Here is a 19,854-nt window from a genome sequence, read left to right as displayed (position 1 = left end):
AAACTCCCCGCCGCGAGTTTTCAGGGCGGGGAGAGAGGAGAGAGCCTGCCTTTCGGCAGCCCGCCGTTTCAGCGGGTGATGATTTCGTCCCGGACGAACATGTTCGCCCAGGCCCGGTCGATGAGCTCCGGCGACATCTGGTAGGGGATGCCCTCGAACTCGCAGATCGACATGATCTGTTCCATCAGGAACAGCGGCTGGTAGTTCGCGTAGATGTTGCTGATCGTGGGGTATTTTTCCTTCATCAGGTACACCAGCGACTTCTCGTCCAGCGGCACCTTCTTGCGATGTGCAACCATCGCGAAGATCTTCAGGTACTGTTCCTGGTTCGGGCCATCGATCTTGATCTTGAAGAAGATCCGGCGCAGCGCCGCCTGGTCGAAGATCTCGTTCGGATGGAAGTTGGTCGAGAAGATCACCAGCGTGTCGAAGGGGACCTCGAATTTCTCGCCCGACTGCAGGGCGAGAATGTCCTTCGATTCTTCGAGCGGAAGAATCCAGCGGTTGACGATCTTCTGCGGCGGTTCGGACTGGCGGCCAAGGTCGTCGATGATGAAGACGCCGCCTGTCGCCTTCATCTGAAGGGGCGCGTTGTAGATCCGCGCGGTGGGGTTGTAGCCGAGGTCCAGCATGTCCAGCGAAAGTTCACCGCCGGTGATCACGGAAGGCCGTTCGCAGTGGACATAGCGGCTGTCATGGCGGTTCGTGGGGCGTCGCAGGGTCGACGAATCCTCGATCACCGGTTCGGCCGAACGGTGCACCACGGGGTCGTAGACGGTGATGACCTGACCGGCATATTCCACCGCACGCGGCACATAGACCCGGTCGCCGAGCGCCGCCCGGATGCCGTTCGAGATCGATGATTTGCCGTTGCCCGGCGGGCCATAGAAGAGGATCGAACGGCCGGCGTTAACGGCTGGGCCGAGATGGTCGAGAAGGCTGTCGGGCAGAATCAGGTGGGTCATCGAATCGACCAGCTGTTTCCGCGTGACCTTGATGTTGCGGATCGACTGGCGCTTGATCTGCTCGCGGAAAGCGTCCAGCGAGACCGGCATCGCGCCATAGTACTCGGACTGACCCAGCGCATCGAGCGCGCGGTCGCGGCCCGCCTCCGTCAGTCGGAAGCCCATCTCGTTCCCGGAGGTCGCGTGGAGCGTGCCGGTTGCCTCCACGAGCCTCTGGCTGCGGCAGAGCTCTATGAGCTCCTGCGTCAGGGGGACGGGCAGGCAGATCGCAATGCTGAGCTTGCTGACAAGTTCGATGTTCATGCGGAACATCGTCTTCAGAACGATGTCGCGCATCATGACCGTCGACAGGCCGGTATCGGCTATCGACCTTGGCGCCACCGGGGCGACGACGTTCACCGTAGGAATATTCATCTCGGGGCTTCTCCCACCGATCGCAGTCCTTCAACAATGCCCGCGGAGCATAGCTTCGACAACGCGAAAAAAACCACTCCGAGCGGGATTCCTTCCGGGAGACTGCACCGTTATTGTGGCCAAAAAATGAACGCAGAGGGACAGGAGAGAAACGATGGGGCGGCCAAACACCGCGATTCTGGCGGTTTTCTTCCTGGCGATGATCGCATTGTTCGGCGGCGTGACCCTGTTCAAGGGCGGCGTCTTCATCGAAAAGCACGAAGGTGACGCCTACCAGTTGATCGAGATGGTCCTGCGCGTAGCGGACGGGCAGAGGCCCCACCTCGACTTCATGACACCGATCGGGTTCCTCGCACTCGCGCCCATATCCGCGTTCGTCGCCCTCGGCTTCGGGATCGGGAAGTCCTTCGTTCTCGCGCAGATCGCCGTCGCATTCGTCCTGTCGGTCTTGGCGCTTCGCGTGGCCGTCAGCAGGCTCGACGGAGTCTGGAGCTTCCTTTTCGGACTGATCGTCGTTGTCCTGTGCACCGCCCTGGTTCATGGCGAGGCAGACCGCGCGGTGTCCATATCGATGCACTACAACCGCTGGGCCTGGGCGCTGAGCTACATCGTCATCGCGCTCGCGATGCTGGAGCCTCTGCGCGACCGCGCGCCGGTCCTCGATGGCGTGATCCTCGGCGCGGGGATGGCGGCCCTCGCCCTGACGAAGGTTACATATTTCGTGGCCTTTTTCCCGCCCGTCGTGCTGGCGCTACTGATGCGTCGTCAGTGGCGGATGATACTTGCCGCGATCATTGCCGGTGTTGCCGTCGGGGCGGCGGTCACGGCTCTCGTCGGCATGGAATTCTGGTACGCCTACCTCGACGACCTGATCGCGGTGACGCAGTCGGAGGCCCGGCAGCGGCCCGGCGCTGACCTGAGTTCGACGATCACGGCGCCTGCATACCTGGGCGCGAGCTTCCTCCTCCTCGGCGCGGTGGTTGCGCTGCGCCAGTCGCGGCAGGAGGTGCCTGGTCTTCTGCTGCTCCTGCTGGCGCCGGGCTTCGTCTACGTGACATACCAGAATTTCGGCAACGATCCGCAGTGGCTGTATTTCGTCGCCATGCTGATGTTCGCCCTGCGGCCGAGAACGGAACTGCGAAACGGGCTTGGCTGGGACATGCGCGCGGTCATGCTCGTGATCGGGGTCGCGGTCCTGAGCCACGGCGCACCCTCCGCCCTCAACCTCGTCTACAGCCCCTTCCGGCACTTTTTCCTTGCAGAGGATGACTTCGGCAGTCTCCTCCCGCGCGCCGGATTGTCGGATGACCTGCACGCACGGGAAATCCGGCTGTACCGGACCGACGGGAACGTCCCGCTGGACCGGACGGGAACAGGGCTGGACGCCTGGAAGGAAGAGGCAGACCGGCCGCCGGCGGCTGAGCTCAAAGGCGAGGAGCTTGCGGATTGCGAACTCATGGTCGGCATGACCGCCTGGTTCACGGCGGCTTCGCGTGACCTTGATGCCGCGGGTTTTGCAGGCGCGCGCCTGTTCGCCGCCGACGTATTCAATTCCTACCCCCTGTTCGGGGACTTCCCCTTCCTGCAGGGCGGCGCCCCCTGGTACTACGGCGGTCTGTCCGGATACGACAACGCAGACTACGTGATCGTGCCGCTCTGCCCGATCGCGCCGGACGTGCGCGCGAATGTGCTCGAAACCCTGACGGAGAGGGGGGAGACGCTGGAGGAGGTGCGCAGGACGCCGCTCTACATACTTCTGCGGAAGATGGCTTCGTAGACGGCGGGGAAGAAGTCGAACATCAGCGCGTCGTAAGCCGCCGGGAAGGCGGTGAAGAAGAGGTAGCTGAGAAACGTCCCGCTGATCGCAAGCCCCATCGGGAAGTCCTTGCGCGTCCAGGAGGTCCATTCCGGCGTCATCCGGCGCACCGAAGGCACGGCCCGCATGGCGCGATGCGTGAAGAAGGCGGCGAGCAGGAAGGCCGAGTAGAGATAGACGACGACGATGACATGCGCCGGGTCGATGAAGGGCGCCATGGAGGCGGCGTACTTGCCGTCACCAGCCCCGAAGCGGACCGTGTAGAAGAGAATGATCGCGATCAGGAATACCACGACGAAGTTGAGCCAGCGCCAGGCCCAGACGTCGAAGGGCAGCACGAAAAGCCCCGCGACTGCGAATATCCCAAGCAGCAGGTCGGTGGACCATGTCGGTATCTTCATCGTCCTGAGATCGCTCCAGGCGATGAAGAAGGCCAAGGGCCCCGCAAGGATCAGGAATACGAGCGACGCGGTCTCCTGGTGGTCAGGCACGGTCAGCCGCTCGTCGTTCCGCTATCGAGCGCTTCGAGCGCCCGCACGGCTTCATCGAAATGCTGCGGATGGGTCTCGATCGCTTCGAGAAGAAGTGCCTTGCCCATGGCGACATCGCCCTGCTTGATCGCCGAAAGGGCCATCGTGTGCAGAAGCATCGCGCGTTCGGTCTGCGACATCTGGACGATGGGCAGATCGTATTTGCGCTGCGCGGAGCGGGCGAGGACCAGGTTGTTCTTCACGGTGAACCGCGACGGGTCGTGGACGAGCGATTGCGCGAAGAGTTTCTCCGCCCCGGTGAAGTCGCCGCGCGTCAGCTTGGAGTAGCCCCAGTTGTTCAGCACGGCCGCCGGTGTGGTCGTGAGGCCAACAGCGGTCTGGTAGAAGCTGTCGGCCTTGTCCCACTTCTTGTTGCTGTCGGCGATCATCGCCTCCAGCCGGTAGCGGTCGAATGTCTCGTGCGTCGGCGGGATCGAGTTCAGAACGCTCTCCGCCTTGTCCCATTCGTTCGCGCGGATCAGGGCCTCCGCAAGGCCCACCTTGTCGTCGTTCGTGCCTTCGGGGCTCGCGACCACGGCCGTCCAGACGGTCGCCGCCTCGGCCGGGCGCTGGGCGCGGACGAGCGATCGTGCGAGGCCGCGCTTGAGGTCGATGCGGTCCGGGTTCTGCGCGGAAGCCTTGGCGAAATAGGCGACCGCTTCATTAGGGTCGGCCACTGTCAGCATGACGTCGTTGAGGTTGGACTCGTCGATGACGTTGACGCTCTCGATCGCGCGCTTGACATCGGCGTTGCTCGTGCCGTTGTTGCAGGCTGACAGCGCAAAAACGCTGCCCAGGCAGAGCGTTAGAAAAACCGGATGGCGCATATGCCTGCGTCCTTTGCTGCTCTTCCTCAGGGTGTGGTGAGCAACAGGAACTGGCCGTTCCCCCGTCTCACCAGCTTGAACTCGTTATTATTGGGCGGATCATAGCTGGGATTTTGCAGTTTTGCGAGTGCGAGGCGAAGATTTTCGCGGATTTCGTCCGATTGACCACTGTCGAGAGCGAAAGCCCGCTTGAAGACTTCGCTCGCCTCGGCGGCGCGCCCCTGTTCCATCAGAACGACCCCGAGGTTGTTCCAGGCCGGAACGAAGGTTTCGTCCTGCTCGATGGCGCGGCGAAGGATCCGCTCTGCCTGGCCAAGTCGCCCCAGGCGGAGGTTGGCCGACCCGATGGCGGAAAGGACATCCACCGTCGCGCCGTGCTCCAGGGCTCCGCGGTAATAGGCCTTCAGCGCCAGTTCATATTCGCCCGCCTCCATGAGCCTGTGACCCACGATCAGCCCGTCAATGGCGTCGTCGCTGTTGACGCGACCGGTCGGGGCGTAGGGCGATCCGGATTTACCCGGCAGGCCGATCGCAGACTGGCAGGCGCTCAGCGCGACGAGCGCGGCTACCAGTGCCGGGCGGAAGTTGGCCATGCCGTCACTGCGTCCCGACCTGCATCGTGGCGAAGGTCTGCAGCATGTTGTAGACGGACGGGCCGACGAGAATGATGAGGAGCGGCGGCACGGTGAACATCATCGTGCCAAGCGTCATCTTGGTCGGCAGCTTGTTGGCCTTTTCCTCGGCGCGCATGACGCGCTTGTCGCGCATCTCCGCCGCGAAGACGCGCAGCGCTTCGGCCATCGAGGTGCCGAAGGTCTGCGACTGGATCATCACGGTGACGAAGGACGATACGTCCGGCACGCCAGACCGTTCGGCGAAGGCGCGAAGCACACCGGGCTTGTCCTTGCCGGCCTTGATTTCGGTCGAGACGATCCCGAATTCCTCGGCGAGAGAGGGGAAAGCCGCCTTGAGTTCCTTCGCGACGCGGATGATCCCCTGGTCGAGCGACTGGCCAGCCTCGACGCAGACGAGGATCATGTCGAGCGCGTCGGGGAAGCCGTTCTGGATTTCCTGCTGGCGCGTCTGGACGCGGCGTTCGACCCAGTAGCGGGGCAGGTAATAGCCGATCGCCCCCGGCACCAGGACGTACAGCATCAGTTGCGTCGGGGCCACTTCCGTGTTGGCGGTGGCCGCCGTCACGAAGGCGTAGATTGCGCCGAGCGTCAGGAAAAGGATCCCGAGCGCGAACTGGAGCGCATGGAAGGACCGCACAGCGTTCTTGCTGCGGTAACCCGCGCGCATCATCTTCAAGCGGGCCGTGGACAGTTCCTCTTCGGTCTTCGGCTCAAGGAAAGACGCGAAACGCTGGAGCTTGTCGCCATGCCCGCCCTGACGCAGCGTGCCGCGTCGGTCGGTTTTCGGCGCGCGGGCACTCTGGCTTGGCCCGGCGCTGTCCTTCAGGCGCGAAAGCGGGTCAACCCTGCGCTTGAGCATCGTCGGCAGCGCGAGAACGATGAGAACGACACCGAGTGCGCCAACGGCGTAAAGCGGGCCGAGAGGACCAAACTTCTCGACGAGGAAATCGTTGATGGTTTGCAGCTGTTCCATGACTTCCCCTCAGACCTTGATGTTGACCATCATCTTCATGAACAGGATGTTCAAGCCCAGGAAGGTGAAGACGACAAGAGCCGTGGGAATGAAGTAAGCGGTATCCTTCACGGTGTCGAAGTAATCCGGCTTGAACACCTGGATGATGAGCAGCACGAAAAACGGGAAGGACGACAGGAACATCCCCGACCATTTCGCTTCGGCCGTAATCGCCTTGACCCGGCGGAACAGGCGGAAGCGCGCCCGGATGACCTTCGCCAGACCGTCCAGAATCTCCGCCAGGTTGCCGCCCGACTGCTGCTGGATCGTGACCGCGACCGCGAGGAAGCGAAGGTCCTGCATGTCCATCCGTTCGGCGAGGTGCTTGAGGCTTTCGGATACCTCGCGGCCGTAGGCGGCTTCGTCGGCGATGACGCCGAATTCGGTCCCGAGCGGGTCAGGCACTTCCTTCGCGACGATCTGGATCGCCGAGGAGAACGGGTGCCCCACGCGGAGCGAACGCACCATGAGTTCGACCGCTTCGGGCAGTTGCTCCTCAATCAGCTGCATGCGCTTCTTGGCCTTCCCGTTGACCCAGAAATACACGCCGCCGAAGCCCATCGCGAAGGCGAGGAGCAAGCGCGTGCCGACGCCTGCGGGCGTGGCGATCGAAAGCCCTAGGAAGGCGAACATCGTCATCCCGACCATGATGAGCACGAGCTGGCGCGGCGAGAAGGCGATATTGGCCTTCTGGGCCTTGGAGGCCAGGATCGAGTAGAGCGGGATGCCCTTCACGTTCATGTGCTGCGTCATCTCCTTGCGGAGCTGTTCCAGCACCTGTTCGCGCTGCCCACCCTTCTCGAGAAGCGCAAGCCGGCGGTTCACCTTGTTGTTCAGGCTGATCGACTTGCCGAAGACCAGAATGTAGATCGCCTGAACCAGCAGCAGCACGGCAACGAAGATGAGGCCGTAGATGATTGGGGTCGGCGAAATGATCATGGTCACTACTCCGCGGCAATGGGTTCGTAGATCGAGGCAGGAAGGTCGTAGCCCCACTGGCGGAAGCGATCCGCGTAGGCGGAACGGATCCCGGTGGGCGTGAAGCGCCCGATGATCTTTCCGTCAGGGGCGATGCCGAGGCGCTCGTAACGGAACACCTCCTGCATCGAGATCACATCGCCTTCCATCCCGGTGATTTCCGTCACCGAGATCATGCGGCGGGAACCGTCCTGAAGGCGCGACGCCTGGACGATGAGATGGACGGCCGAGGCGATCTGCGAGCGCAGCGCCTTGATCGGCATTTCGAAGCCAGCCATCGAGAACATGTTCTCCAGACGCGAAACGGCGTCCCGGGCGGAGTTGGCGTGGATCGTGGTCATCGACCCGTCGTGGCCGGTGTTCATGGCCTGCAGCATGTCGATCACTTCCTCGCCGCGCGTTTCGCCGACGATGATGCGGTCGGGACGCATCCGGAGCGCGTTTCTCAAACAGTCGCGCTGGGTGACGGCGCCCCTGCCCTCGACGTTCGGCGGTCGGCTTTCCATCCGGCCCACGTGCGTCTGCTGGAGCTGAAGTTCGGCCGTGTCCTCGATCGTCAGGATGCGTTCGGAATGGTCGATGAACGACGACAGGGCGTTGAGCGTGGTGGTCTTACCCGAACCCGTACCGCCCGACACGATGATGTTGAGGCGCGTTGCAACGGCCGCCTGGAGGTAGGCCGCCATTTCCTCGGTGAAGGCTCCGAAGCGGACGAGGTCGTCGACCGAAAGCTTTTCCTTCTTGAACTTGCGGATCGAGACCAGCGAGCCATCCACGGCGATCGGCGGGATCATCGCGTTGAAACGCGAACCATCCGCGAGGCGGGCGTCCACGTAGGGGTTCGATTCGTCGACGCGCCGGCCCACGGCGGACACGATCTTGTCGATGATCCGGAGGAGGTGGCGCTCGTCCTTGAAGGTAATGTCGGTGAGTTCGAGCTTGCCGGACCGTTCAATAAAGATCTGTCGCGGACCGTTGACGAGGATATCGTTGACCGAGTCGTCCTTGAGCAGGGGCTCGAGCGGTCCGAGGCCCATCACCTCGTCATAGAGTTCTTGATGCAGCTGGGCGCGTTCGTCCTTGTTCAGGACAACCGCCATTTCATCCAGCGCCTCGCCCGAGATCGCGACGATCTCCTGCCGCAGATCGGCTTCGGTTGCGTGTTCCAGCGCGGAAAGGTTGAGGTTGTCGAGAAGGCGCTTGTGGAGCTCGACCTTCAGCTCGCTCATCCGCTCCTTGCGCTTCTTGTCCTTGTCTACGGCGACGGCCTGGGCGGGCTTGCTCGCCGGGTTCGACTTTCTTGCGGCAATGGGGGCGGCCTTGGCCTCCGGCTGCGGAGTGGTCGGCTCAACGGTTGTGTTTCCTGCCTTTCTGTAACGCGAAAACATGCCTCAGTCTCCCATCATACCTTTGCAGCTTCCGTCTGCTTGCTCAGTTCGAACAGCGACTTGGCGAGCTTCTGGATCTCCCGGCGCAGCGGGTTCTTCGGTGTGGTTTCGCCCAGCGGCAATCCGTGGTCGTTGGCCTGGGACACCTGGTCCCCGCCGTCGGGCAGCTGGCCTTCGATGTCGATATCGAGGCTTTCGCTGAGCCTCTTCACGCGGCCCTTCCCCGTGAGATCGGTGAATTTCGGCGCACGGTTGAGGACGAAGCGCAGCTTTTCTACCGGCAGTTCCTCGGACTTCAGCGCGCGGATCATGCGCAGCGCGTTCTGTGCCGAGCGCATGTCGAGTTCCAGAAGTTCGAAATGGACATGCGCTTGGTGTAGCACGGCTTCGGTCCACTGCACCACCGTGTGCGGCATGTCGATCACGACGAAGTCGTAATTGGCCCGCGCAAGATTGATGAGCCGGTTGATGTCCTCGGAGGTCACGAAATCGAGGGGCAACATCTCTGACGGGGCCGTCAGGACCGAGAGCTTGTCGCGGAACGACAACATCGCCCCGGCCAGACCGTCAGTGTCGAGATGCGCGGTGTCCGAGAGCATCTCGTAGACCGCGTCGCGCCGAGGCAGATCCAGGTAGGTCGCGACCGAGCCGTACTGGAAATCGAGGTCGAGCAGGCAGACCTTCGGCGCGTCATCCTTCTGGATGGTCGCGAGTTCCCACGCCAGGTTGACCGCGAAGTTCGTTGCGCCGACGCCGCCAGCAAGACCATGAACGGGCAGCACGACACCGTTACGGTCGGCTTGCGGCTTGTGTCCGGGCACCACGGCGGCCGGGCCGGTCGGCTGGCTCGCTACCCTGCGAAGCCTTTCGACGGCTTCGTGCAATGCGTTTTCCGGAAGCGGGTAGGGGACGAAGTCGTCGGCACCCAGACGCAGAAGCTGGTGAAGGATCACCGGGCTCACTTCCTGGGCGATCAGGATGACCTTGATGCCCATGTCCTTCGCGGTCTGGATGATCGAGGCGATCCGGCTCAGGTCGGCCTCATCCTCCTCGTCAACGGCGATGGCAACGAACTGAAGCGATTCGGCCTCGGGCTGGCTCAGGAAGACCGAGGCGTCTTCGAACGTCAGATCGCCCCAGGCCTCGCCGACCTCCGCCTCCATGTCCTCGATCAGCAGATCGAAATTCGCAACGTCCCTAGATATTGTGCACGCGGTGATTGGAGCTGCCTTCGGTTGCAGAGCCCCAGCGGACGTTGCCCCTGTTCCGTTCCCCATTGCTTCCTGCCTCTCCTTGTCGAGAGGCCGATCATAGGGCTGATTTTCGGTCTTCGCCATATGTGGCCTCGGGTCGCAGACGAACACGTTTACGCGAGTCGCGAAATTCCGCGCGTATCAATGATTTCCGTATGTATCGCGGACAATAAGGGCCAGATTTGGGCATGAAGATCGTAATTGTGCGGATTCCCGATACGATCAAAAGGTAAGGGCGGGATTTGTTGAAAATCCCGCCCTCGAACCGATTTTGTGGCGAATCACTGGCTGGCGCCGATGGCCAGGAGCTCGATCGACGGATGCGGGAAGGTCGCGCCCGCAACGTATTCGCGGAAGATCACGTGAGCGTACTTCCCGTTGAGGAGGGCCGGGTTCTTCTCGACGAAGCCCGAAACCTCGGTGACGGTCCGGCGGTTCTGCCGTTCGGGCGCCTGGGTGAAGACCAGCGGCTGTGTTTCGCCGAAGGAAGCCACCGCCTCGAGGCGCGACCGGCTGATGCCCTGCCCGACGAGGAACGAGACGACCGCCTGCGCCCGGCGAAGGCCAAGCCGCTTGTTGTAGGCGTCCGATCCCACGAGGTCGGTGTGGCCATAGACGCGGAACCGGATTTCCGGGAACTGCTTGATCCAGTCCGCCTGGCGGCGAAGGACCGCCTGGGCCTCGGCATCGAGGGTGGCCTTGTTGAACTCGAAGTTCACCGTGTTCGGCACGTCGGCCGCGAATTTCCGCGTCAGATCAATCGCGTAGGATTCCGGATTGCTCATCAGCATCGTGTTTTGCATGGTCGAATTTCCGAAATCGCCCATGTCCACGTCGCTGCCAGCCTCCGAATAGAAGGCGCGGAAGTTGTTGGTTTCAGCGGAGCAGCCAGCAAGCGCCGCGACACCGACCGTGATCAGAAGGAGCCTCATCTTCGTGCGCATCTGATTACTCCATCACATAGCCATAGGACCCCGAGAAGTCCTGTTTCGCGACTTCGGCAGCGCCACCCGTGGTGGGGGCCTTGCCGGCTCTGGCGGTCTTGCCGAAGAGGAACAGTTCTGCCTCGGTCGGCGGGTGGACCCGATCCGTCGGAAGCGCGAAGGCTTCTCCGCGAAGCGGGGTCACGAGGTGCGGCGTCACGATCACGACGAGTTCGCTCTGCCGGCGCTGGTATTCGGAGCTGCGGAAGAGCGCACCCAGAATCGGGATGTCGCCAAGCCACGGCACCTGACCGGCCGAGTCGAGGAAGTCGTCCTGCAGGAGGCCTGCGATGGCGAAGCTTTCGCCGTCGCGCATCTCGACCGTCGTGCGGGTTTCACGACGACGGAAGACCCGCTCTTCCTCGCTCGACAGGGCGGTGTCGATGCTCGACACGGCCGCGTTGATCGCGAGGTTGATGACGTCGCCATCGACGACCGTCGGAAGGAAGGTCAGTTCGACGCCGAACGGCTTGTAGTCGATCGCGATCTTGCCGTCGCCGGCGTCTTTCGGGATCGGTACTTCGCCGCCGGCGAGGAAGCGCGCTTCCTGGCCGGAGAGTGCCGTAAGGTTGGGCTCCGCGAGCGTGCGGACCATGCCTTTGGTTTCCAGGGCCTCGAGGAGAACCTCGAATTCAAGTCCGCCGATGCTGCCTCCGATAGCAGCGCCGGCCTGCGTGCCCGTCGGGAAGGTGTAGGTGGACCCGCCCATCATGTTGCCGTTGAGGTAGGAGCCGGTCCAGGCATCGCCGAAGCCGCCGCTGACGGCGACGCTGCTGCCGAGCGCCTTCCGCACGGAGCGCTGCATTTCGGCGAAGCGGACCTTCAGCATGACCTGCTGGGTGCCGCCGACCATCATCAGGTTGGAAACGCGATCCGGCGCGTAGCGGTTCGCAAGATCAAGCGCGCGGTCGAGTTTCGTGATCGAAGAAACAACGCCCGACAGCACGATGCCGTCATTCGCTGTGCGGACCTCGATATTCTCACCCGGCAGGATCTGCTGGAGCCGCTCCTTGAATTCAGCGACGTCCGGGGTCACTTGAACCTCGACGTTGGCGATCAGACCGCCGTCCGGTCCGAGGAGCGTCAGCGTTGTGCGCCCGGGTGCCTTGCCGAGAACGTAGATCGTGCGGTCCGAAAGGGTGGAAATGTCCGCGATGCCGGGGTTGGCGATCGAAAGTTCTGCGAATGGTGCATCTGCCTCAACTACGACGGCCCGGTTCATGGGAACCTGAAGCGCGCTGGAGGGGGAACCACTGACCACTCGCAAAGTCTGCGCTTCTGCCGCGGGAATGGCCGTCATGGTGAGCGTGACGCCCAGCATGCCGGCCCAAAGAACCTTTTGTATTGTCATGTGACCCTGCCTCTCTGATCACGCCTCGTTTACCGGGTCGTCTACCCATATTGCCGGAAGCATGCGGGACTCGGCCTTTTTATGCAATAATCAACTGGTTGCGTTAATTTCCTTATGTGGGCAAATCGCAACACATACGGCTAAGTTGCGCGCCCAAAAAGAAAAGGACACCATATGCGGTGTCCTTCAGAGGTTCTCGAACCTGCCTGTGGACTCTCAGTCGGGGCAGGGGATCTCCACAACGACGATTTCGCCGCCCTTGTTCGTGCGCACGGTGCAGACTTCTTTCACTTCGGGCGCAACGACGACTTCCTCCTGCAGGCCAAGAAGAGTTCTCTGGTCGACCTCGATCGGGCCCACTTCGCTGACGTCATTGCTGCCGACGAGCGAGAGCGTGAGAGAGCCGGTTGACTGCGCCTGGGTGAGTGCGGCGACTTGCTCCGGCGTTACCTCCACCGTAACCGTCCGAGCGATCATGGTTTCTTCCGTCCGGTCGGCGTCTGCGTTCTGGTCGATGGCGATGAGCCGGACGCCGGTCTGGATCAACTTCGTGACGTTGCTGTCGCCGATCCGGCCCGTCCAGTAGACGTCCACCCGGTCGCCCGGACGCAGGAAGCCCGATACGCCGGAAAGCACGTCGACGCGAATTGCGAAGGCTCGCATTCCCGGCGTCAGGTTCGCGTTGATACCGGCGTCAACCCCCGGTTGAGTGACCTTGCTGGCCAGCACCGGTTCGAATGGCTCGAAGCTGCGCAGGGCGGCGCGGGGCCGCGTTTCGCCGCGCGCGAAGAATGCTTTGACATCGGACCCGGCGCCATCGGGGGCCTCGATGTAGTTGAAGACGCCCGCCGGAAGGCTGTCCGTTGGCCACTTGATCGTCTGAAGATCGTCGCGCGTGATTCGGTCGCCGTACTTCATCGTTTTCTTGGCGACGACGACATCGCTCAGGTGAGGCGCCTGATCCCGCATGGCGATCAGCTGGTCACGCTCTGCCTGGATCTGTTCGATGTATCCTTGTGCCATAAAAACGGCGAAGCCGGCGAGGCCTAGGCCCGCGAGCAGGACCAGAGCAAAGACGATCCGCATGACGTTTCCTTTCAACCGCTCGGGGTCGGGTTTCGCCCGACGCCAACATCCATTTGCTGCCGAAGTCTCTACAATTGTCCGTGAGATTGCGGCATTATCTTGGTCAAACCGCGCCGCAGCGGCGGAATTTGCACAATGTCGGAACAGTCAGCCGCCGAAATGGCAAAAAACGCGCTGCCGGACGCGAACGGCTAGGGGTTAAAGGAGCCGGCCGGGCACGTCAATGGGCGCCGCGGCCAGCCGGGCGCCCGATCGTCGTTGCGATCACTCAATTTCCCTGGTGGAGAGCGACGTGTGGATCTTTCCGGCGAGGATGTCCTGCCCGCCCTTGATCATGGCGACGAGCGGGAACGAAAGACCTACGATCGCTGCTGTCAGCAGGACCCAGTCGGCCGTAACCGCCCCGTCTTCCGAACGACGAAAGAGTTTGATCCGCTTGATCATACCAGACACCTCGAAGCCATTTCCTTTATGGGTCCGCTTGGAACAAGGTCGCATCGGATCATGTCGGAAGTACGGCAAGACAAGGGGTTTTCCGTGAAGGTCGGCTGTCAAAAAACGACGAAGGCCGTGCAGGTAGCACGGCCTTCGCAGCTTTCGCGCGAGACGCGCGTCAGATCACGGGGAGTCCGGGTTGCGGCTGGACAGCGCCGAGCTGATCTTGCCGCTGAGGATTTGAACGCCACCGCGAACCGCGGTCAGGGCGATCACGCCGAGGGCGATCACGGCAGCCGTGAGAACGACCCAGTCAACGGTCACAGCGCCGTCTTCTTCTTTGCGGAACTTACCGACAAACTTGAACAGTTTCATATCTCTATCTCCATCGCTTCGCACTACTTGCCATCCGCACCGGTCGTTGGGCTCACTCTGTAAGGCCCATTGCCGTCGCGGCATGGGCAACTATGGCCGCTCAATCGTGGCAGGATTTTGACACGGTAGGGGTTTTTTCAGGGGGGGTTCAAGTGCCTGTTTGATACCCTTTCAAGCCCTTGAAGTAAATACGAAAAAATACCCGCCTAGGTTGTCTTGGGCTCGCCGACTGTTGCCGAATCGCCTTTGTTTGCAGGCAAAACCGGGCCGAGGGGCGGTTTGTCTGGCACAACTTTCCCAGTTTTGCGAGAAGACTATTGAATAGATATCAATGGAGTGGGGCGAGACGCGCCTGATGACGCGGAGATTCGGTCTGATAACGGTCCTTTGCACTGCCCTTGTGGCGGTGCCTGCGGGTGCTGAAGAAGGCCCCCAGCCCTACCCGGATTTCACTTTTAAGCGCATAGGAGTTTCCAAACCGTCGGGCGGCAAGCGGATTACCGTGCAGATCGATCCCGAAGAGCAGGCGAGGATGCTGGCCGCGGTCATGCCGCCACCGGAGAACCCGATACCTCGGGGCGGCGTTGCGCCCGGTCTCCTGCCTGACGGCCCGAGCGGCCCTTCGGACTATGACTGGTACTGGAACGCGGTCTCTCCGGCGCTCGGGGACCGGAACGGAAGATTCACGAAGGCGCTTGCGGCTCTGGCTCAGGGTCCCGACGGCACTGCCGTCCGAGCCCCAAGGCTGCAGTCGCTGCAGGATATCGCCTCCAGGTATGGCACCGAAATCCTGAGGGCCACGATCGGCACAGAGGTTTCCCCCGCGCTCGTCGTCGCGGTGATCGGCATCGAAAGCGCGGGCCGCTCGGAAGCGGTTTCCTCGGCCGGGGCCGTCGGCCTCATGCAGCTCATTCCGGCCACGGCGAAGCGCTTTGGCGTTTCCGACAGCACCGACCCGGCGCAGAACATTCGAGGCGGTGTCGCCTACCTGAACTGGCTGATGAAGGAGTTCGACCGCGATCCTCTGATGGTGCTTGCCGCCTACAACGCGGGCGAGAACTCCGTGAAGTCTAACGGTGGCGTGCCGCCCTATGCCGAGACGCGGGGCTACGTGCCAAAGGTGCTGGCGGCCTGGACGGTGGCGCGGGGGCTGTGCCTTACGCCTCCGGAGCTTGTCACGGACGGCTGTGTCTTCGCCGTGAAAGGGTGAGGATGTCGGACGTGAAGCCTCTCGTGCTGGACGTTGACGGCACGTTCCTGAGAACGGACATGCTGATGGAATGCTTCTGGGCGGGGCTTGGGCGCGCGCCTGTTGCGACGCTGCTGGCGTCGTTCCGGCATTTCCGGCATCCCGCCCGGCTCAAGGCGGAACTCGCCCGCATCGCGCCGCTGCGCACCGAACTCCTGCCGGTGAACCCCGAGATTGCCGAGCTCGCCCTGCACAGCCGCATGGCTGGCCGCGAGGTCGTTCTGGCCTCGGCCTCGGACGAAAGCCTCGTCTCCCGCCTTGCGGCCGACTACGGGCTTTCGAAGTCTGTCCTGGCGTCCGACGGCGAGACGAACATGAAAGGCCCGCAAAAGGCCGAAGCCCTCGTCGAAACCTACGGAGTGCGCGGATTCGACTACGCGGGCGACGCGCGGGCGGACCTGCCTGTTTGGGAACAGGCGGAAAACGCGATCGTGCTGGGGCGTTCGCGCGAGGCGCAGCAACTTGCGGCGCGCGGGCAGAATGTGGTGCATTACGCCGGTGGAACGAACTGGCGCGGCCTAGCAAAGGCGCTTCGGCCGCACCAGTGGGTCAAGAACGGCCTTCTCGTCCTGCCGCTGATCGCGGCCCACAGGTTCGACATGGCGACGCTGGTGCCGATCCTGTGGGGGATCGTGGCCTTTTCGGCCGCGGCTTCGTCCATCTACATCGTCAACGATCTCCTCGACCTCGAGGCGGATCGCCTGCACCCGACGAAAAGCAACCGCCCCTTCGCCAGCGGCGTGGTGCCGATCCAGTCGGGGATGTTCACCTTCGTCGCGCTGGCCATCGCGGCCCTGGGCATAGCAGCTTCGTTGAACGTCGGTTTCCTGGGCATCGTGATCCTCTACATGATCACCTCGCTCGCCTATTCGCTCAGGCTGAAGCGGCTCAGGTGGGTGGATATCGCGACGCTGGCCGGGCTCTACACGATCCGCGTCGTGGCGGGCGCGGCTGCCGGGCAGGTCGACGTTTCGATCTACATGCTGATCTTCATATTCCCGGTGTTCATCGCCTTGGGCTGCGTGAAGCGGCTGACGGAACTTACGCTCGCCACCACGGACGACAAATTGCCCGGACGCGGCTATGGTCGGGGCGATCGTGGAGACCTTCTGAACGTCGCCGGCCTTGGAACCTTTGGCGCGCTCCTCATCTTCTTCCTCTACTCGGTCTCCGAGCAGGGGCGGGAGCTTTATCCGACGACCTGGCTCACGTGGGTCGCGATGATCCCGATGGGGCTGTGGCTCGTCCGGATGGTGCTTCTGGGCTGGTGGGGCAAGCAGGACTACGACCCCATCGTCTTCGCGATGAAGGACAAGCTCGGGATCGGCCTCCTGATGATCACGCTCAGCCTGATGTTCTGGGCGGCGGGCCTCTGGGCGCAGTGGTTCGGCGGGTGAGACCCGGAGGGGTCCACGTTTCTTCGCCCTGTCAGTTCGTACCGATGCGCTCCGTCAGATCTTCATCTTCTTGAAGATCGGTTCGGGGATGTGCCGGATGATCAGCATGATGTAACGCCAGAAGAAGGGCGTGTAGATCACGTTCCGCTTCTTCCGCACCGCCTTCAGGATGTCCTCCGCCACCGCTTCCGGGGGGGCGACGAGGAACAGGCCCGGCAGCCCCCAGGTCATCGCGGTGTCGACGAAGCCCGGCTTCACCGTCACCACGTGGCCGCCCGCGCGCGTAAGGCGGTTCCGGAGCCCAGAGAGGTAGGTGTGGAAGGCGGCCTTCGCGGCGCCATAGACGTAATTTCCGATCCGCCCGCGGTCGCCCGCCACGGAGCCGACGCCAACGACAGTTCCGCCGCCGCGCGCCTCGATGAGCGGCGCAAGCATCTGCAGGAAGCGGGCGGGCCCAACGAAATTGTCTTCGACGAGGCCCGCGATCAGGGACGGGTCCTCGTCGATCTTGTCCTGCGCGGGCATGGAGCCGGCGAAAACGGCGGCGTTGAGCGTGCCCTCCTCGGCTTCCATCCGGGCGATGATCGCTTCGAAGCCCTTGGGTTCGCGGGCGTCAAACGCGACCGCCTCGGCCAGAAGGGCGCCGCGGTTGCGGCAGTCGGCTGCCGTGGCCTCCAGGTCTGCCATGTCGCGCCCCGCAAGGAGGACCGCCGCGCCCTCTTCGGAAAGCTGCCGCGCCAGCGCGCGCGCCATCGCGGAGCTGGCGCCAAGGATGATCCAGGTTTCCTTCATGCCCGAGGCTCCCTCAGCTTGAGCCGCCGGACGAGGTCGGTGGCGAGTTTGCCCTCCGGGTCGGCCTTGGCGACCTCGGCCTGCCAGTCGGCAAGCTCCGGATACATCCCCGGGATCAGGCGCGCGTCGCAAAGGCTGTCCTTGGCGAAATAGACGCGTCCACCTGCGTCGGCAGCCATGTCGTTCAGCCGCGCGATCATCGGCGCCGCGGCCGGGCGGTTCGGAAAGTCGACCGCCAGCGTGTAGCCCTCCATCGGGAAGGAGAGGTGGCCCGCGCGGCCCTCACCCATACGTTTCAGGACCGCGAGCGGCGAGGCCCGGCCCGAGGTCGCGATCAGCGCCAGCATTTCCTTCAGCGCGGGGGCCGATGCCAGCGGGACGACGCACTGGAACTGGTGGAAGCCACGCTTGCCGTACAGCCGGTTCCAGTCGTGGATCTTGTCGAGCGGGAAGAAGAAATCGGTGATCGGCTTCACGACGGTGCGGCCAGAGGCCGGCACGCGGGCGTAGTAGAGCGCGTTGAAGGCGCGGACCACGGGCGCCGACAGCGCGAAGCCCGGCGCGTCGAATGGGACCTTGCGGGCCTTGCCGCGCTTCTTCACGAGGCCCTTGCCGGTTTCACCCTCTTCAAGGATGCCGCGGCCAAGCTTCGCCCCCGTCGCCGTCGCGTCGATCCAGCCCACGGTATAGGTCGCGGTCGAGGCATCCAGCGCTGCGATGTGCTCGTCCCAGTCCTCTACCCGGCGTTCGGTGACGAGGATCATGTCGCTCTTGCAGGGCATCATCCGGAGTTTCGCCGACGCGATCACGCCGGTTTGTCCCAATCCGCCTGACGTTGCCCGGAAGAGTGATTTGTTCTTCTCTGGCGTGATTTTCCGGCGCTTTCCGCCCTGGACAAGTTCGATTTCTGCAACGTGCTGGCAGAAGCTGCCGGCGTGATGATGGTTCTTTCCGTGCACGTCCTGGGCGAAGCAGCCGCCAATCGTGGCGAATCCGGTGCCGGGCATGACGGGGGGGAGCCAACCCCTCGGCGCGAAGGCCGCGGCGATCTCGCCGATGCGGGCGCCGGCCTCGGCCTCGAGGATCCCGGTAGCGGGATCGAAACCGAGAATTCGGTCGAGGCGCGACATGTCGATCGCCTTGCCGCCCGAGTTGAGCGCCGCGTCGCCATAACTGCGGCGCATGCCGAAGGCCGGACCTTCGCCGGCAAGCGACGTGAGCGCGGATTGGCGTTCGGGGCGAGCGAGATCGCCAGTCGCTTGCAGCGCGCGGCCCCAGCCGGTGTAATCAGCGGTTTTCCAGAGCATTCCGTGCCTTGAGGGAATGACGTTCGGCGATGGGGAAGAGGGCAAGCCCGATCCCGATCGCGAACCAGAGCGTTGTGAGTCGAATGACGGCGGTAGCGGCGACGGACGCGTCGAGCGGCACGCCGTCGAGTGTGAGAAGCGCGACCATCGCGGCTTCGGCCCCGCCGACGCCACCGGGTGCGCCCGTCAGGCCGCCCGCGAGGGTGGCGAAGATGAAGATCGCGGCGGCCTTGGCGGCGCCGATGTCGGCCCCCATCCAGGCGAGCAGCAGGTGGAAGGCGTAGGCTTCGGCCGCCCAGCCCAGGACCCCGAGGAATGCGGCGAAGGCGAGCGCAGAGGGGTGCGAGAACTTCGCCAGCGACTTCGCGGCCCGGCGGAGGCGCGCGAATAGGCGCGGCCAGAGGCCGGTAATGCGATGCGCACGGGTGGCGAGCGCATCGAGAAGCGAGGGCCGCGTGGCGACGAAGGCCGCCGCCAGCGCCAGGAGCGTCACCGGGACGGCGCCGGCAATTCCGGTCGCCGAAAGCATGACCGCGCCGCCGAGGATCAGTGCCATCGCCGCGAGGTCGGAAGCACGGTCCACAAGGACGAGCGGTGCGGTTCGCTCGAAGCTCCAGCCGGTTTCGCGGCGCAGCCAGCGCATGCGGACGAGCTCTCCCACACGGCCGGGGGTCACGCTCATCGCAAAGCCCCCGAGGAAGTGCAGCGCGTCGCGCGCAAGCGTGGTCGGAAGACCGAGGCGGCGCGCGAAGAGGTGCCAGCGCAGCGCGCGGAACAGGTAGTTGACGAGGGAAAGCGCCAGGAGGATCGCGATCTGGAGCGGGCCGAGGCGGGAGAGCTGTGCCAGCGTCTCGCGCCAGCCGGTGGCAGCGGCAAGCCCCGCGAGGCCAACGGCAACCAGAGCCACCAGGCCCAGAAGCAGCGCGCGGTCGCGCCACCGCCGGGAGGCGGGGCGCGTTGCCATCGGATCGGTGCCGCTCATCGTCATGACCCGCCGACTAACAGCGAATTCCGGCAGGATTATGGTTTTGTCCCGGCAATCGAAACAATTCAGGCGGCGC

At 63.5% G+C, this 19,854-nt stretch carries 19 protein-coding genes; 3 read left to right on the top strand and 16 right to left on the bottom strand.

From position 1 onward, the window contains the following. Positions 1 to 68 precede the first annotated feature (68 nt). Positions 69 to 1,379: an ATPase gene (locus ABCN56_RS05770; RefSeq protein WP_343079803.1), complete on the bottom strand. Its 1,311-nt coding sequence runs from the start codon at positions 1,377 to 1,379 to the stop codon at positions 69 to 71. Positions 1,380 to 1,533: 154 nt separating this feature from the next. On the opposite strand from ABCN56_RS05770, the gene ABCN56_RS05765 reads away from it, so the two are divergent. Beyond that, positions 1,534 to 3,156: a hypothetical protein gene (locus ABCN56_RS05765; RefSeq protein ID WP_343079802.1), complete on the top strand. Its 1,623-nt coding sequence runs from the start codon at positions 1,534 to 1,536 to the stop codon at positions 3,154 to 3,156. On the opposite strand, the gene ABCN56_RS05760 is transcribed toward ABCN56_RS05765, so the two are convergent. The 12 genes from ABCN56_RS05760 to ABCN56_RS05705 all read right to left on the bottom strand — a co-directional run bounded on the left by ABCN56_RS05760 (position 3,126) and on the right by ABCN56_RS05705 (position 14,048). Continuing rightward, positions 3,126 to 3,686 carry an A24 family peptidase gene (locus tag ABCN56_RS05760; protein ID WP_343079801.1) on the bottom strand — a complete coding sequence of 187 codons (561 nt, stop codon included), beginning with the start codon at positions 3,684 to 3,686 and terminating at the stop codon, positions 3,126 to 3,128. The genes ABCN56_RS05765 and ABCN56_RS05760 overlap by 31 nt on opposite strands. 2 nt (positions 3,687 to 3,688) lie before the next feature. Continuing rightward, on the bottom strand, positions 3,689 to 4,552 hold the full coding sequence (locus ABCN56_RS05755; protein ID WP_343079800.1) for a tetratricopeptide repeat protein: 864 nt from the start codon (positions 4,550 to 4,552) through the stop codon (positions 3,689 to 3,691). 26 nt (positions 4,553 to 4,578) lie between these two features. After that, positions 4,579 to 5,145, bottom strand: a complete 567-nt coding sequence (locus tag ABCN56_RS05750; RefSeq protein ID WP_343079799.1) for a tetratricopeptide repeat protein — start codon at positions 5,143 to 5,145, stop codon at positions 4,579 to 4,581. A gap of 4 nt (positions 5,146 to 5,149) precedes the next feature. Further along, complete coding sequence (locus tag ABCN56_RS05745; RefSeq protein WP_343079798.1) at positions 5,150 to 6,160, bottom strand: type II secretion system F family protein; 1,011 nt, start codon at positions 6,158 to 6,160, stop codon at positions 5,150 to 5,152. 9 nt (positions 6,161 to 6,169) lie between these two features. Beyond that, the gene (locus ABCN56_RS05740; RefSeq protein WP_343079797.1) at positions 6,170 to 7,138 is read right to left on the bottom strand and encodes a type II secretion system F family protein; all 969 of its coding nucleotides are present in this window, start codon (positions 7,136 to 7,138) and stop codon (positions 6,170 to 6,172) included. Between the two features lie 5 nt (positions 7,139 to 7,143). Further along, positions 7,144 to 8,565, bottom strand: coding sequence for a TadA family conjugal transfer-associated ATPase (locus tag ABCN56_RS05735; RefSeq protein ID WP_343079796.1), 1,422 nt, complete (start codon positions 8,563 to 8,565; stop codon positions 7,144 to 7,146). A 14-nt stretch (positions 8,566 to 8,579) separates the two neighbouring features. Continuing rightward, on the bottom strand, positions 8,580 to 9,842 hold the full coding sequence (locus ABCN56_RS05730; RefSeq protein ID WP_343080125.1) for a CpaE/TadZ family protein: 1,263 nt from the start codon (positions 9,840 to 9,842) through the stop codon (positions 8,580 to 8,582). A gap of 257 nt (positions 9,843 to 10,099) precedes the next feature. Next, positions 10,100 to 10,762: an OmpA family protein gene (locus ABCN56_RS05725; protein ID WP_343079795.1), complete on the bottom strand. Its 663-nt coding sequence runs from the start codon at positions 10,760 to 10,762 to the stop codon at positions 10,100 to 10,102. A 4-nt stretch (positions 10,763 to 10,766) separates the two neighbouring features. Next, positions 10,767 to 12,152 (bottom strand): type II and III secretion system protein family protein, encoded by a 1,386-nt coding sequence (locus tag ABCN56_RS05720; protein WP_343079794.1) that lies wholly within the window; start codon positions 12,150 to 12,152, stop codon positions 10,767 to 10,769. A 216-nt stretch (positions 12,153 to 12,368) separates the two neighbouring features. Continuing rightward, positions 12,369 to 13,238 carry a Flp pilus assembly protein CpaB gene (gene cpaB / locus ABCN56_RS05715; RefSeq protein WP_343079793.1) on the bottom strand — a complete coding sequence of 290 codons (870 nt, stop codon included), beginning with the start codon at positions 13,236 to 13,238 and terminating at the stop codon, positions 12,369 to 12,371. A gap of 264 nt (positions 13,239 to 13,502) precedes the next feature. Then, positions 13,503 to 13,682: a hypothetical protein gene (locus tag ABCN56_RS05710; RefSeq protein WP_343079792.1), complete on the bottom strand. Its 180-nt coding sequence runs from the start codon at positions 13,680 to 13,682 to the stop codon at positions 13,503 to 13,505. Between the two features lie 174 nt (positions 13,683 to 13,856). Further along, a complete protein-coding gene (locus ABCN56_RS05705; RefSeq protein WP_343079791.1) occupies positions 13,857 to 14,048 on the bottom strand; it encodes a Flp family type IVb pilin in 192 nt (63 codons plus the stop codon). Positions 14,049 to 14,403: 355 nt separating this feature from the next. Here ABCN56_RS05705 and ABCN56_RS05700 point away from each other — a divergent pair, with 355 nt between their 5' ends. Then, positions 14,404 to 15,258, top strand: coding sequence for a lytic transglycosylase domain-containing protein (locus tag ABCN56_RS05700; RefSeq protein WP_343079790.1), 855 nt, complete (start codon positions 14,404 to 14,406; stop codon positions 15,256 to 15,258). Between the two features lie 2 nt (positions 15,259 to 15,260). Beyond that, on the top strand, positions 15,261 to 16,694 hold the full coding sequence (locus ABCN56_RS05695; protein WP_343079789.1) for a UbiA family prenyltransferase: 1,434 nt from the start codon (positions 15,261 to 15,263) through the stop codon (positions 16,692 to 16,694). A gap of 54 nt (positions 16,695 to 16,748) precedes the next feature. Here ABCN56_RS05695 and ABCN56_RS05690 read toward each other — a convergent pair whose 3' ends face one another. Genes ABCN56_RS05690 through ABCN56_RS05680 form a run of 3 tightly spaced genes read right to left on the bottom strand, consistent with a single transcriptional unit; the run spans position 16,749 to position 19,775 of the window. Next, positions 16,749 to 17,486, bottom strand: coding sequence for an SDR family NAD(P)-dependent oxidoreductase (locus tag ABCN56_RS05690; protein ID WP_343079788.1), 738 nt, complete (start codon positions 17,484 to 17,486; stop codon positions 16,749 to 16,751). Then, entirely contained in the window at positions 17,483 to 18,793 is a 1,311-nt protein-coding gene (locus tag ABCN56_RS05685) for an FAD-binding protein (protein WP_343079787.1), read from the bottom strand. The genes ABCN56_RS05690 and ABCN56_RS05685 overlap by 4 nt, the downstream gene beginning before the upstream one ends. Then, complete coding sequence (locus ABCN56_RS05680; protein ID WP_343079786.1) at positions 18,774 to 19,775, bottom strand: lysylphosphatidylglycerol synthase transmembrane domain-containing protein; 1,002 nt, start codon at positions 19,773 to 19,775, stop codon at positions 18,774 to 18,776. Before ABCN56_RS05680 ends, ABCN56_RS05685 begins: the two co-directional genes overlap by 20 nt. Positions 19,776 to 19,854 lie beyond the last annotated feature (79 nt).

Source organism: Ostreiculturibacter nitratireducens, assembly GCF_032670585.1.
Classification (GTDB): domain Bacteria; phylum Pseudomonadota; class Alphaproteobacteria; order Rhodobacterales; family Rhodobacteraceae; genus Ostreiculturibacter; species Ostreiculturibacter nitratireducens.
The sequence above is the reverse complement of the archived record's forward strand: the minus strand, read 5'-3'. Positions and strand labels throughout refer to the sequence as shown.